Origin of the sequence: Agromyces sp. MMS24-K17 (genome assembly GCF_043950245.1) — a bacterium.
In the GTDB taxonomy this organism is placed as follows: Bacteria; Actinomycetota; Actinomycetes; order Actinomycetales; family Microbacteriaceae; genus Agromyces.
This window is the reverse complement of the sequence record NZ_CP171640.1, coordinates 1,971,646-1,985,373: the sequence shown is the minus strand read 5'-3', so window position 1 is coordinate 1,985,373 and position 13,728 is coordinate 1,971,646. Positions and strand designations below refer to the sequence as shown.

At 71.9% G+C, this 13,728-nt stretch carries 13 protein-coding genes; 4 read left to right on the top strand and 9 right to left on the bottom strand.

The features are described 5' to 3' along the window. Positions 1-125: 125 nt before the first annotated feature. Positions 126-998: a formyltetrahydrofolate deformylase gene (gene purU, locus ACGGZK_RS08990; RefSeq protein WP_395245916.1), complete on the top strand. Its 873-nt coding sequence runs from the start codon at positions 126-128 to the stop codon at positions 996-998. 71 nt (positions 999-1,069) lie between these two features. Then, on the top strand, positions 1,070-1,432 hold the full coding sequence (locus ACGGZK_RS08985; RefSeq protein ID WP_395245915.1) for a YrdB family protein: 363 nt from the start codon (positions 1,070-1,072) through the stop codon (positions 1,430-1,432). Between the two features lie 111 nt (positions 1,433-1,543). Here ACGGZK_RS08985 and ACGGZK_RS08980 read toward each other — a convergent pair whose 3' ends face one another. Further along, on the bottom strand, positions 1,544-2,668 hold the full coding sequence (locus ACGGZK_RS08980; protein ID WP_395245914.1) for an ABC transporter permease: 1,125 nt from the start codon (positions 2,666-2,668) through the stop codon (positions 1,544-1,546). Positions 2,669-2,748: 80 nt separating this feature from the next. On the opposite strand from ACGGZK_RS08980, the gene ACGGZK_RS08975 reads away from it, so the two are divergent. Then, positions 2,749-3,339 carry a TetR/AcrR family transcriptional regulator gene (locus ACGGZK_RS08975; protein WP_395245913.1) on the top strand — a complete coding sequence of 197 codons (591 nt, stop codon included), beginning with the start codon at positions 2,749-2,751 and terminating at the stop codon, positions 3,337-3,339. Between the two features lie 31 nt (positions 3,340-3,370). Here the strand turns inward: ACGGZK_RS08975 and nagB are convergent, their stop codons facing one another. From nagB to ACGGZK_RS08945, 6 genes are all read right to left on the bottom strand, one after another. Then, complete coding sequence (nagB, locus tag ACGGZK_RS08970; protein ID WP_395245912.1) at positions 3,371-4,156, bottom strand: glucosamine-6-phosphate deaminase; 786 nt, start codon at positions 4,154-4,156, stop codon at positions 3,371-3,373. Next, positions 4,141-5,067 (bottom strand): ROK family protein, encoded by a 927-nt coding sequence (locus ACGGZK_RS08965; RefSeq protein WP_395245911.1) that lies wholly within the window; start codon positions 5,065-5,067, stop codon positions 4,141-4,143. Before ACGGZK_RS08965 ends, nagB begins: the two co-directional genes overlap by 16 nt. 64 nt (positions 5,068-5,131) lie before the next feature. Next, a complete protein-coding gene (locus tag ACGGZK_RS08960) occupies positions 5,132-6,082 on the bottom strand; it encodes a carbohydrate ABC transporter permease (RefSeq protein ID WP_395245910.1) in 951 nt (316 codons plus the stop codon). Further along, the gene (locus tag ACGGZK_RS08955; protein ID WP_395245909.1) at positions 6,079-7,035 is read right to left on the bottom strand and encodes a carbohydrate ABC transporter permease; all 957 of its coding nucleotides are present in this window, start codon (positions 7,033-7,035) and stop codon (positions 6,079-6,081) included. The genes ACGGZK_RS08960 and ACGGZK_RS08955 overlap by 4 nt, the downstream gene beginning before the upstream one ends. Before the next feature lie 135 nt (positions 7,036-7,170). Then, on the bottom strand, positions 7,171-8,340 hold the full coding sequence (locus ACGGZK_RS08950) for an extracellular solute-binding protein (RefSeq protein WP_395245908.1): 1,170 nt from the start codon (positions 8,338-8,340) through the stop codon (positions 7,171-7,173). Positions 8,341-8,532: 192 nt separating this feature from the next. Further along, positions 8,533-9,693, bottom strand: coding sequence for an ROK family transcriptional regulator (locus ACGGZK_RS08945; RefSeq protein ID WP_395246059.1), 1,161 nt, complete (start codon positions 9,691-9,693; stop codon positions 8,533-8,535). Positions 9,694-9,965: 272 nt separating this feature from the next. Here ACGGZK_RS08945 and ACGGZK_RS08940 point away from each other — a divergent pair, with 272 nt between their 5' ends. Beyond that, the gene (locus ACGGZK_RS08940; protein WP_395245907.1) at positions 9,966-10,418 is read left to right on the top strand and encodes a hypothetical protein; all 453 of its coding nucleotides are present in this window, start codon (positions 9,966-9,968) and stop codon (positions 10,416-10,418) included. A 28-nt stretch (positions 10,419-10,446) separates the two neighbouring features. Here ACGGZK_RS08940 and ACGGZK_RS08935 read toward each other — a convergent pair whose 3' ends face one another. Next, on the bottom strand, positions 10,447-12,369 hold the full coding sequence (locus ACGGZK_RS08935) for a heavy metal translocating P-type ATPase (RefSeq protein ID WP_395245906.1): 1,923 nt from the start codon (positions 12,367-12,369) through the stop codon (positions 10,447-10,449). A 105-nt stretch (positions 12,370-12,474) separates the two neighbouring features. Further along, complete coding sequence (locus tag ACGGZK_RS08930; protein WP_395245905.1) at positions 12,475-13,692, bottom strand: NADP-dependent isocitrate dehydrogenase; 1,218 nt, start codon at positions 13,690-13,692, stop codon at positions 12,475-12,477. Between the last annotated feature and the right edge of the window lie 36 nt (positions 13,693-13,728).

Below are 13,728 nucleotides of genomic sequence, written 5' to 3'. Positions count from 1 at the left end.
GAATCGGCACCGCGGTGGGTCGACTACGCGCTCGTGTGCGCGCCCAGGGCCACCGGGGACCGGCGACCGCCCACGATGATACCCGCCGTTGCTGGGCCCGCGCTGAGCGGGGCTAGTCTGGGCGGATGACCACGGATGCCCCCGCCGAACGCCTGCACCACTGGGTCGTCACGCTGAGCTGCGTCGACGGGCCGGGCATCGTCCACGCGGTGAGCGGGGCCATCGTCGCCGCGCGGGGCAACATCACCGAGAGCCAGCAGTTCGCGAGCCTCGACGCCGGCCGGTTCTTCATGCGCGTGCAGGTCGAGTCGCCCGCGGGCCGCGAGGAGTTCGAGGCGGCGCTCGCGCCCGTCGTCGAGCGTTGGGGCATGACGCTGCACCTCGACGAGGTCGGCCGGCCGCTCCGCACGCTCGTGCTCTGCTCGACCGCGGGGCACTGCGTCAACGACCTCCTGTTCCGCCGGCACGCCGGCCAGCTGCCCGTGCAGGTGCCGCTCGTGCTGTCGAACCACGGCACGCTGCGCGACCTCGTCGACTTCTACGGCGTGCCGTTCGAGTCGCTGCCGGTGACGTCGCCGGCCGAGAAGGCGGCGTTCGAGGCGCGCGTGCTCGCCGCGGTCGAGGAGCACGACATCGAGCTCGTCGTGCTCGCCCGCTACATGCAGATCCTCTCCCCCGAGCTGTGCGCCGCGCTCGAGGGCCGGTGCATCAACATCCACCACTCGTTCCTGCCCGGCTTCAAGGGCGCGAACCCGTACCGGCAGGCGCACGCCCGCGGCGTCAAGATCATCGGCGCGACGGCGCACTTCGTCACCAGCGACCTCGACGAGGGCCCGATCATCGAGCAGAACGTCGTGCGGGTCGACCACTCGCGCTCGGTGAACGAGCTCGTCGCGATCGGCCAGGACGAGGAGAGCCGCACGCTGAGCCAGGCGGTCAAGTGGTTCGCCGAGCGGCGCATCCTCGTCGACGGCGCGCGCACCATCGTCTTCCGCTGAGCGGGCAGCGCCGCACCGGGCAGCACCGGTCCGCGCGTCGGCACCCGCCGAGCCGGTTAGGCTTGACGGTCGTGAACGACCAGTCCCCCGCCCTGCCCAAGATCGGCCCGAACGACGTGCTGCGGTTCCTCCTGGAGCTGTTCGCGTTCGTGAGCCTCGGCATCTGGGGGTTCCTCGCGTTCCCGCTGCCGTGGCCCGGCGTGCTGATCGGCATCGCCGCACCGCTCCTCGCGATCCTCGTGTGGGCGCTGTTCCTGTCGCCGAAGGCGGTCTTCAAGATCGACCTGTTCGGCCGGGCGCTCATCGAGATCGCGCTGTTCTCCGCGGTCGCGCTCGCCTGGTGGCAGCTCGGGCAGCCGATCGTCGCGATCATCGTCGCGGTCGTCGCCGCCGTGAGCGGCATCCTGAACGGCCGCAAGCAGCTCGCGGGCTGAGCGCGCCGCCGAGCCGGCCGGCCGAGCCGGTTCGATCGGTCCGGCAGGAAGACATGCGGATGCCCCGGGCGCGTGCCCGGGGCATCCGTCGTCTGCGCGCGGTGCCGGGGCTCAGGCCGGGACCGGCACGCGCTCCTCGACCGGGTCGTCCTCGTGCGCGGCGACCGCGTCGGGCTCCGCGCCGCCCGCGGTGCGGAAGTGCCCGAGGACCGAGAGCAGCGCGCCGCCGATCGCCCAGCCGGCGAGCACCAGCCAGTGGAACGTCGTGTCAGCCTGGGGGAAGTACGACAGCTCGCGCACGAGGGTGGCCGCCGCGCCCGGCGGGAACCACTGGCCGACGTCGCCCCACGGCGCGGGCAGGAACTCCTTCGGCATCGCGGCCGCCGAGATCGGGTTGGCGAACAGCATCATGACGACGGGGCCGACGGCGATGCCGGCGCGGCCGATGAGGGCGACGAACCCGGTGATCGGCGCGGCGATGGCGGCGAGGGCGAGCGCGATGGCGGATGCCTCGAGCAGGTAGTCGCCCGGCAGCGAGCCGAACCAGCCGCCGAGGACCGCGGCGAGCACCAGGCCGCCGGCGACCGCGTAGACGGCGACCGCGGCGACCCGCCGGAGCGCGCCGATCACGGCGATCGAGATGGCGATGCCGCCGATCATGCCGCCCATCACGAGCGGGAACATGGCGGCCGTGAGGCCGCTGCCGCGCGGGTCGGTGTCGGCGAGCGGCACGACGTCGGTGACCGGGACGTCGACGTGCGGCGGGGCCACCGGGGACCCGGCCGCCGCGGCGGCTGCCGCGACCTGGGCGTTCACCTGCTCCTCGAGGGTGGAGGCGATGCCGTTCAGGAGCTGGGCGACCACGGTGCTGGACGCCGTCGACGTGAGCACCTCGGGCGCCTCGCCGAGGACGATCGCACCGTAGGCCGTGCGCTCCTCGATCGCGTCGACGGCGGCGGCGCGGTCGTCGACCCGCTGGAGCGCGATGGCGCCGGGCTGGGCCTCGTCGATCGCGTCGGCGACGGCGTCGACCTGCTGGTCGGAGCCGACGACGGCGATGGGCAGGTCGTGGGGCTCGGCGGTCACGCTCGGCCACGCGAAGGCGAGCACGACGACGGTGACGACGGCGGCGAGCGCGAGGGCGAGGGCGATGACGCGCGCGATCGGCGTGTGGGGCGTGTGCGCCGTGGGCGGCGTCTGCGGCGCGCGCGGTGCGGCGTTCGTGGCGCGGGACATCCTGACCTCCAATAAAAAACGAATGCTCGTTCTTTATAGGCGGATCGCCTAGAGTTGTCAACCGGAGACGAGGAGGGCCGATGCCGAAGGTGACCGAGGCCTACCGCGCCGCGCGGCGCGACGAGATCGTCGACGCGGCCCTGCGCTGCTTCGCCGCGCGCGGATACAGCCGCACCGCGATGAGCGACGTCATCGCCGAGTCGGGACTGTCCGCCGGGGCGATCTACGGCCACTTCGCCGGCAAGAAGGAGCTCTTCATCGCCACCGCCACGCGCATCCTCGACGCGCGCGTGCTCGAGCTCGACGCCCGGCGCGGCGACGGCGACCCCCTCTCCCCGGCCGAGGTCCTCGTCACCCTCATCGAGGGCATGCGCCGCGAGCGGTTCGTCGGCATGCTCCCCCAGCTGTGGGGCGAGGCCGCCATCGACCCCGAGATCCGCTCCATCGTCTCGCGCGTGCTCCACCGGCTCTACGAGACCATCAGCGACCGGCTCGTCGAGTGGGCGAGCGCGGAGCCCGCCCGCGCCGACGGCGACCCGGAGGCGTGGGCCGCGCGCGTCACGCCCGTCGTCCTCGCGGTCGCGCCCGGATTCATGATCCAGCGCACCGTGCTCGACGACTTCGACGAGGAGGCCTACCTCGCGGCCGTGCGCGAGGTGCTGCCGCACTGAGCCGCGCGCACCCCGCCGAACCCGTGCCGGGTCAGAACCCCTGCCACGCGGGCTTGTTGGCCCACGAGTACCGGTAGTAGGCGGCGTGCTCCAGCCTCGACGCGGCCGCCTCGTCGACGATCACCGTCGTGTGCGCGTGCAGCTGGATCGCCGAGCCCGGGTTGCCCGCCGAGACCGGCCCCTCGACGGCCGCCGCGATCGCCGCGGCCTTGCCCTCGCCGAACGCGAGCAGCACGAGGTGGCGCGCCTCGAGGATCGTGCCGATGCCCTGCGTGATGCAGTGCATGGGCACCTGGTCGAGCGAGTCGAAGAACCGCGCGTTGTCGATGCGGGTCTGCTCGGTGAGGGTCTTCACGCGCGTGCGCGACGCGAGCGAGGAGCCCGGCTCGTTGAACGCGATGTGGCCCGTGCGGCCGATGCCGAGGACCTGCACGTCGACGCCGCCGGCCGCGGCGATGGCGGCCTCGTAGTCGGCGGCGGCCGACTCGACGGTCGCGGCGTCGCCGTTCGGCACGTGCACGAGCTCGGGCGTGAGGCCCAGCGGCTCCACCACCTCGCGGGAGATCACCGCCCGGTACGACTCGGGATGCCCCGCCGGGAGCCCGACGTACTCGTCGAGCGCGAACCCGCGCACCCGGCGCACGTCGAGGCCCTCGGCCGCGATCGTCCGGGCCATCGCCCGGTACGTGGTGAGCGGCGTCGAGCCCGTCGCGAAGCCCAGCACCGCGTCGGCCGACGCGCGCACCGGGGCGAGCATCGCAATCGCGGCCAGCTCGCCCGCCTCGTCCTGGTCGCGGACGATCACGACCTCTGCCATGCCGGCCCTCCGATCAGTGCGGCCCCGACCGCGGCGGCCGGGAATCCGTTCGGGATGACCTGCACCCGGTGGGGCAGGTCGAGGGAGGCGAGGAACGCGCTCGAGCGGCCCCACCGTTCGAGGATGCCGCGCACGCCCTCCAGCAGGTCGCCGCCGAGGGCCGCGAGCCCGCCGCCGATGACGACGTCGTCGACGTCGGTCGTCAGCACGAGCAGGCGCACCGCGTCGGCCACGCCGGTGAGGAAGCGCTCGCGCACCTCGAGGGCGGCCGGCTCGCCCGCGGCGGCCCGGTCGAACAGGTCGCGGGCGGGCAGCGGATGCTCCGTCGGCCACATGCGGGCCAGGGCCGAGCCGGACGCCACCGTCTCGAGGCATCCGCGCTGGCCGCAACCGCACGGCTCGCCGACCGGGTCGACCGGGATGTGGCCGATCTCGCCGGCCACGCCGTGGCCGCCGCGCAGCAGCACGCCGTCGAGGACGATGCCGGCCGCGAGGCCGGTGCCGAGGTTCAGGTAGGCCATCGAATGCGCACGGATGCCGTCGGCGATGCCGAGGAGGTGGTGCGCGCCGAGCGCGGCCGCCTTCACGTCGTTCTCGACGCGCACGTCGACGCCGAGCCGGTCGCTGATGCGCACCCCGAGGTCGAGGCCCTCGAGGCCGAGGTTCACCGCATGGCGGACCCGCCCCGTACGGCTGTCGACCGCGCCGGGGATGCCGATGCCGATCGAGGCGAACGCGGTCGCCGGCACGCCGGCCAGCTCGCTCATCCGCTCGACGGTGCGCAGCGCGGTCGCGACGACCTGGTCGGCGCCGAAGCCCGTGGGCATGCGCACCTGGTCGCTGAGCTCGCCGTCCTCGCCGATGGCGACGGCCGCGGTCTTCGTGCCGCCGATGTCGATGCCGAGCCTCATGCGGGCACCGCCGGGCCTGCGGGCACCACCGGATCGCGCCCGGTGCGGGCGGGGGCGTGGCGGGTCATCCCTTCACCGCTCCGCTCACGAGGCCACTGGTCATGCGGCCCTGCACGATGAGGAAGAAGATGATCACCGGCACGGCGACGAGGGTGGACGCGGCCATGACCTGGCCCCAGTCGGTCTCGCGCGTCGCGCTGGCCTGGATGAAGCCGCGCAGCCAGAGGGGCAGCGTGTGCATGTCCTCGGCCGGCAGCAGCACGAGGGCCACCGTGAACTCGTTCCACGCCTGGAGGAAGGCGAACACGCCGGAGGCGACGAGGCCCGGGGCGAGCAGCGGGAACGTGATCCGCATGAACGCCTGGGTGCGGCTCAGGCCGTCGACCATCGCGGCCTCCTCGAGGTCCGCGGGGATGCCGGCGACGAAGCCGCGGAGCATCCAGACGGTGAACGGCACGACGGCCGCGATGTAGATGATGCTGATGCCGATGACGGAGTTCAGCAGGCCCGCCGACGCGACCATCTTGTACTGGGCGATGAACAGGCCCTCGGCCGGCAGCATCTGCACGATGAGCACGGCGAGCACGAACGTCGTGCGCCCGCGGAACTTGAAGCGGCTGATCGCCACGGCGGCGAGGAACGCGAACACGAGGCATCCGAACACCGCGATGAGCGTGACCGAGAGGCTCACGCCGAGCGCCGTGAAGAACGAGCCGTCGGCGAGCACGTTCTCGTAGTTCGCGACCGTGCCGTTCACCGGGAAGAAGGTCGGGATGAACGACTGCAGCGTGCGGTTCGACTGCAGCGACGAGTTCACCATCCAGTAGACGGGGAAGACCCAGCCGATCGCGACGACGATGGCGAGCACCGAGGCGAGCACGCGGCCGAGGCGGAAGCGGCGGCCCCTGCGGAGCAGGCGGCTCGTCTCGCGCGATGCCGCGCCGGGGAGCGGGGCCGCGACGGGCGCGACCTCCTCGAGCTCGTTCGCCTCGGCGGGGACGGTCGACCGGCTCATGACTGGTCCTCCTTGAGCAGGCTGCGCACGTAGAACCAGCTGATGGCCAGCGTGAGTGCGAGGACGAAGATGGAGACCGCGGAGGCCATGCCGAAGTCCTGGGAGCCGGCGCCGAGCTTGTAGATGTACGTGCCCAGCAGGTCGAAGTCGCCGGCCTTCGAGCCGGCGTCCTGCAGCATCGTGATCTGCGTGAAGACGCGGAGGTCCCAGATCAGCTGCAGCAGGAGCACGATCATGAGGACGGGGCGGATCATCGGCAGGATGATCCAGCGGAGGCGCTTGGCGCCGTTGGCGCCGTCGAGCTGCGCGGCCTCGAGCACCTCGTCGGAGACCTGGGTGAGGCCGGCGTACACCGAGAAGGCCACGAAGGGCACCGACATCCAGACGACGATGACGCTCGCGACGATGAAGAACGTGAGCGGGTTCGACAGCCACGAGAAGCGGTTCATGTCGACGCCGGGGATCATGTCGAGCAGGTAGTTCACGACGCCGCGGCGGCGGTCGAACAGCCAGATCCAGACGGTCATGGCGGCCACGACGGGCATCGCCCAGGCCAGCAGCAGGGAGATCTGGAGGGTGAGCCGCACGACGCGGCCGACCACGGTCATGAGGACCGCGAGGAGCACTCCGACGGCGACGGTCACGGCCGCGGTCACGAAGCAGAAGACGAGGGAGCGGCCGACGACCTGCCACATGGTGGGGTCGGTCGCGAGGGCGATGTAGTTGTCCAGCCCGACGAACGGGGCCGGCTTGCCGAACTGCTGCTGGATGCCGTACTCCTGCAGCGAGGTGACGAACTGCCAGACGAGCGGGTAGCCCATGCCGACGAGGAGGATCACGATGGCGGGGATGAGCAGGAGATGAGGGACGGAGATCCGCCGCTTGCGGGAGCCCGCCGGGCGCTCGGTCGGGGCCGATGACACTCGGTCGTTCCCGGTGATGGTCGCGGTCACGGTCAGCCTCCTTTCGGGTGCGATGGCATTCATTCAAGAGGCCGCGAGCGAATGTCGCCAGCGGCCCTGGGGGTGGGGTCGAGGGGCGGATGCCGGGCCGGACAGGCGTGGCCGGCATCCGCCCCTCTCGTGGTGCTAGTTGAGGAGCTTGTTCAGCTTCTCGTCGTACTCGGCTGCGAGCTCCTTGACGTCGCCGCCCTCCGAGACCTTGCCGAAGAACTCCTCCATGAGGCCGGCGCCCTCGACCGCTGCCCAGCCGGGAGCGGCGGGGGTCAGCTTCGAACCGGCGGCCGACTCGACGAGGGCCTTCGCGAACTGGTCGTCACCGAGCGAGTCGGTGTACTCGAGGTTGGCGGGGCCGAGGCCGTTCTCGCCGAGCATCTTCTGGTACTCCGGGGAGAAGATGATCTTCATGAGCTCCTTGGCGCCGGCCTGGTTCTTGCTGGCCGCCGAGATGGCGATGTTCGAGCCGCCGGCGAAGACCGGGGCCGAGCCGCCGTCGACGCCCGGGAGCACGAAGGTGCCGAAGACGTCGTCGTTCCAGGTCGCGACCGTCTTGGTGGCGTCCTCGGGGTCCGGCGTCAGGTCGCCGATCGACCAGTGCGCCCATCCGGGAGCGATGATCGTCGCGGCCTCGGGCACGCCCGTCGCCTCGTTGTTGTTGATGTTCACCCACGGGGTCGAGTCGAACTCGGTCGCCGGCGCGTTCGACGCCTCGGTGAAGAGCGACTGGAACTCCTCGAGGCCCTTGACGGACTCGTCGGACGACAGCGCGCCGACCCACTTGTCGCCGTCCTTGACGGCGAGCTCTCCGCCGTTGGCGAAGATCCACGAGATGCCGTTGCGCCAGTCGCTGCCGCCGATGTAGAAGCCGGACTGCGAGTCGGTGCGGAGCGACTTCACGGTCTCGTCGAACTCGGCGAGGGTCGTGGGCACGCTCTTGCCCGCGGCCTCCCAGATGTCCTTGCGGTAGAAGTTGTAGCGCGAGCCGAAGTAGTACGGCAGGGCGTAGTTGGCGCCGTCGACCTCGCCGACCTCGACGAACGACTTCAGCAGGCTGTCGCCGCCGAGCTCGTCGACCATGTCGGTGATGTCGGTGAAGGCGCCCGCGTTCGTGAAGGTCGGCGACCAGGTGTTGCCGATCTCGGTCACGTCGGGGGTGTTGGCCTCGTCGGGAAGCGCGGTGGTGAGCTTCGCGACGGCGTCGCCCCAGCCCTGCTCCTCGATGGTGAGGGTGCCGCCGGTGGCGTCCTTGTACTCCGACTTGAGGTAGTCGCGGAGGGCGTCGGGGGTGTCGCCACCCATCAGCCAGAGCGTGATGTTCTGGCCTTCGGCGGACTCGGAGGTTCCGGCGTCTCCGGCGGTGGAGCTGCAGCCTGCGAGAGCGAGCGCAGCGACGGCGCCCATTGCGACAATGCCGAGTTTCCTCATTGCGGTGCTTCCTTTCTAGGGGTTCGGAGCGGACAGCAGGTCGCTGTCGCCCTTGGTGCGGTGGGGTCAGGCGACCCCGAGTTGTCCGGACAGGACCAGGACGGCCGCTCCGCGCAGGACGATGTCCTGCCCGTTGGTGGCCGTCCGGAGTCGGAGATCGCGGTGCTGTTCCGCCATCGTCCGCTTCCGGATCGTGTCGACGGTGGCCTCGCTGAGGACGCCGTCGAGCAGTTCGACCGGGCCGCTGAGCACGACCTCGGACAGGTTCAGGGCGCCGACGACCGGCGCGAGGATGATGCCGAGCCGGCGGCCGGCCTCGCGGAGGACCTCGTCGCGGGCCTCGGCGTCGTCGCCCGCCGCCTCGAGGCGCGCGCCGAGGCGGGGCACGGCGAGCCAGGTCTCGAGGCAGCCGACCTTGCCGCAGGCGCACAGCGGGCCGCCGTCGGTGCCGATGACGACGTGGCCGATCTCGCCCGCGGCGAAGGCGGAGCCGACGACCGGCCGGCCGCCGATGATCAGGCCGGCGCCGACACCGTGGCCGACCTTGACGAGCAGCAGGTCGTCGCCCTCGGATGCCCCGTGCTCGGCGAGCACCGCGGCGTTGGCGTCGTTGGCGACGTGGACGGGCAGGCCGAGCTCGGCCTGGAGGCGGGCCTGGAGGGGCAGCTCGGTCCAGCCGAGGTTCGGCGCGGAGCGCACGACGCCGGCGGGGTCGACGACGCCGGGGCTGCCGATGCCGACGCCGAGGATCGGGGCGGTGGCGAGGCCGGCGAGGCGCTTGGCGAGCTCGATCACGCGGGCGACCGCGTCGTCGCCGGACGCCCCGTCGAGGGCGATCTCGGCGCGCTCGACGATGCCGCCGTCGAGGTCGACGACCGCGCCTCGGAGCCGGTCGTGCTCGGAGAGGTCGAGGGCGATGATCTGGAACGCGTCGCGGGCGACGTCGATGAGCATGGCGGGCTTGCCGGGCCGCGCGTCCTCGCGCTGGCCGAGCTCGACGACGAGGCCCTCGGCGATGAGCTCGGCGACGAGGTCGGAGACGGTGACGCGGGTGAGGCCGGTCTCCCGGGCGACGTCGGCCCGGCTGCGGGCGCCGCCGGTGTACAGCGTCTGGAGCACGAGGGCCCGGTTGTGACTGCGCGCGTGCTCGGGGAGCACCTTGCGGGAGGGGCGGAGCGTGCGGCCGGCGCCTCCGAACGGGGCGGCGGTCGCCGCGCCCGGGAGCACGTCGGCGGCGGCGACGAGGGCCTGGGGCGTCGTCGTGTCGGCCTGGGCCGGGGCTGCATCCGTTGCGGTCACGTTTGTTAGTACACCTTACGAACAAACCTTTCGCAAGTCCTGCGGGCAAATTGGTTCGGATCGTTTACAAACTCGTGACCTTTCCCGCAACGTCTCGATCAGTGCCGCCACTGAGGCCGGGGCGCCGCCGCCGCGGCTACGGTGTGGAGCAGCCCGGCGCGAACCCTCGGGAGGACCCCGTGAAGCGCAGCATTCCCGCGATGTCGATCGTCATCGCCGTCATCGTGCTCCTCGCCGGTTGCGCGTTCACGCGCACCGTGCTCCGGAACGGCGCGCACGCCGCCGAGTACTTCGGCGGCAGCGAGGCCGAACTCACGATCGTCCTCAAGGCCGCGTCGAACGGCGCCGACACCGGCGCGGCCGCGGCGCAGTTCGCGGACGACGTCAATCGGCTCACCGAGTCGGCCGACAACGCGGCCGTCTGGCGCCGGCTGTGTACGCAGGCCGCGAACTGGCTCGAGATCGGCCAGTTCACGCCGACCAAGCAGGAGTTCTGGGACATGGCGGTCTCCGCCGTCGCTGCGGAGACGAGCGGCAGCAGCGGCGTGGACGATCTGCAGACCAGCCTCGTCGAGTGGGCGGAGGGTCGAGCCGACCAGGAGGCGGTGCTCACGTCGCTCCAGGTCCTGCGGCAGGCGCACTGCTCGCCCTGACGGAGACGCGCCCCGGGCGCGCGGGCCGCTATCGGCTGGCGACCTCCGAGTCGGGCACGTCCGACCCCGCGCTCGGTGCCGGACCGGCCGCCCGCTCCTGGGCGGCATCCCGTCGCCCGCCGATCGCGCGCAGCGCGGCGAGGATCGCGATCAGGTCGACCACCTCCTGCAGCAGCGCGCCGACCGTCGCGGGGATCACCCCGAACACGGCCACCACCATGAGCGCGACGGACACCGCGATGCCGAGCCAGATGCTCTGCAGGGCGATCCGCACGGTGTCACGGCCGATCACCATGGCCCGCGCGACCCGCGAGAGGTCGTCCACGAGCACCACCGCGTCGGCCGACTCGCTCGCCGCCGTCGCGCCGCGCGCGCCCATCGCGATGCCGACGTCGGCCGCGGCGAGCACGGGCGCGTCGTTCACGCCGTCGCCGACCATCGCCACCGGCCGCTCCGCCACCGCCCGGATCGCCGCGACCTTGTCGGCCGGCAGGCACTCGGCCCGCACGTCGGTGAGGCCCAGCTCGGCGGCGATGTGGTCGGCCGTGGCCTGCGCGTCGCCGGTCAGCATCATCGTCCGGTGCACGCCGAGGCGCTGCATCCGCTCGATCGTCGCCCGCGCCTCGGGCCGCACGGCGTCCGCCGCGATCAACGCGCCCGCGTACCGGCCGCCGACCGCGGCGTACACCGCGAGCTCGCCGGGGGCGATCGTCGTGCGCCGCGCATCCGGCGCGTGCTCGGCGACGAACGCGAACTTGCCGACGACGACCTCGCGCCCGTCGAGGTCGGCGACCACCCCGTTCGTGGCGGTCTCGCTCGCCGACGCCGCCTCGAGCAGCGCGAGCCCGCGGTCCTCGGCGGCCCGGACGATCGACCCGGCGAGCACGTGCGACGAGTACTGCTCGGCCGAGGCGACGAGCGCGAGCAGGCCGTCGGCGTCGAAGCCGGGCTCGGCCCGCACCTCCCCCAGCACCGGCTCGCCGCGTGTCAGGGTGCCGGTCTTGTCGAACACCGCGGTGCGAACGCGGGCGAGCACCTCGAGCACGCCGCCCGACTTCACGATCAGGCCGTTGCGGGCCGCACGGCTCATGCCCCCCATGAACGCGACCGGCGCCGCGATGAGCAACGGGCACGGGGTCGCCAGCACGAGCACCTCGGCGAACCGCACCGGGTCGCCCGACCACCACCACGCGAACCCCGCCAGTGCCAGCGAGAACAGGGTGAACGGCACCGCGTATCGGTCGGCGAGCCGCACGACGGGGGCGCGCGACGCCGACGCCTCGGCCACGAGCGCGACGATGCGCTGGTACTGGCTGTCGGCGGCGACGGCCTCGGCGCGCACCGCGATCGCGGCCGACCCGTTGAGCGAGCCGCTCAGCAGGCGGTCGCCGGGATGCTTCTCCACGGGCACGCTCTCGCCCGTGAGCGACGACTCGTCGACCGCCGTCTCGCCCTCGACGAGCGTCGCGTCGACCGGCACCACCTCGCTCGGCCGCACCAGCAGGCGGTCGCCCGGTCGCACGTCGCCGATCGGGACATCCTGGATCTCGTCGCCGTCGAACCGGTGCGCGCGCTGCGGCGCGCGCGCCAGGAGCGCGTCGAGCTCGCGCTTCGCACGCCGGTTCGCGTAGTCCTCGAGCGCCTCGCCGCCGGTCAGCATCAGCACGACGATGAGCGCGGCGACGACCTCGCCCACGAGCACGGTCGCGACGATCGCGGTCACGGCGAGGATGTCGAGGCCCCAGTGGCCGTGCAGGATGTCGCGCACCATGCCGACCGTCTGCCACGCCGCCACGGCGAGCGCGTAGCCGCCGAACAGCCACGGCACGACCGCGCCGGCGCCCGCGAGCGCCAGCACCGCCCCCGCAAGTCCCACGAGCAGCGTCAGGGCGACGGCCCAGTAGCGCCGCAGGAGCCTCCCCAGGCTGCCGGCCTTCCCCGCATTCCCCACACCCCCATCCTGCACCGCGAGGGCCGGGTCGGTCGGGCAGGCCCGCGCCGGAGACGCGGAACGGGCCGGATGCCAGGAGGCATCCGACCCGTTCACGAGTGGAGATCAGGCCGCGAGGCGCGCCTTCAGGTTCTCCGAGATCGACGTGAGGAACTCCTCGGTCGTCTGGTACGCCTGGTCCGGGCCGACGAGCAGCGCGAGGTCCTTGGTCATCGCTCCGCCCTCGACGGTCTCGATGACGACCTGCTCGAGGGTGCTCGCGAAGTCGATGAGCTCCTGGTTGCCGTCGAGCTTGCCGCGGTGCGCGAGGCCGCGCGTCCAGGCGTAGATCGAGGCGATCGGGTTCGTCGAGGTCGGCTTGCCCTGCTGGTGCTGGCGGTAGTGGCGCGTGACGGTGCCGTGCGCGGCCTCCGCCTCGACGACCTTGCCGTCCGGGGTGGCGAGCACCGAGGTCATGAGGCCGAGCGAGCCGAAGCCCTGCGCGACGGTGTCGGACTGCACGTCGCCGTCGTAGTTCTTGCAGGCCCAGACGTAGCCGCCCTCCCACTTGAGCGACGCCGCGACCATGTCGTCGATGAGGCGGTGCTCGTAGGTGAGGCCGGCGGCCTCGAACTGCTCCTTGAACTCGGCGTCGAAGACCTCCTGGAACAGGTCCTTGAAGCGGCCGTCGTAGGCCTTCAGGATCGTGTTCTTGGTCGAGAGGTAGACCGGGTAGTTGCGCGAGAGGCCGTAGTTCAGCGAGGCGCGCGCGAAGTCGCGGATCGACTCGTCGAGGTTGTACATGCCCATGGCGACGCCCGAACCGGGCGACTGGAAGACCTCGAACGACTGCGGCTCCGAGCCGTCCTTCGGGGTGAAGGTCATCGTGAGGGTGCCCTCGCCCTCGAACTTGAAGTCGGTGGCGCGGTACTGGTCGCCGAAGGCGTGGCGGCCGACGATGATCGGCTTGTTCCAGCCCGGCACCAGGCGCGGGATGTTCGAGATAATGATCGGCTCGCGGAAGATCACGCCGCCGAGGATGTTGCGGATCGTGCCGTTCGGCGAGCGCCACATCTTCTTCAGGCCGAACTCCTCGACGCGGGCCTCGTCGGGCGTGATGGTCGCGCACTTCACGCCGACGCCGTGCTTCTGGATGGCGTGCGCCGCGTCGATCGTGATCTGGTCGTCGGTCTCGTCGCGCTTCTGGATCGAGAGGTCGTAGTACTCGAGGTCGATGTCGAGGTACGGGTGGATCAGCTGGTCCTTGATGGCCTGCCAGATGATGCGGGTCATCTCGTCGCCGTCGAGCTCGACGACGGTGCCTTCAACCTTGATCTTGGACAAGGGAGGTTCTCCTTAGGATTCTGCGCGGGGAAGTTC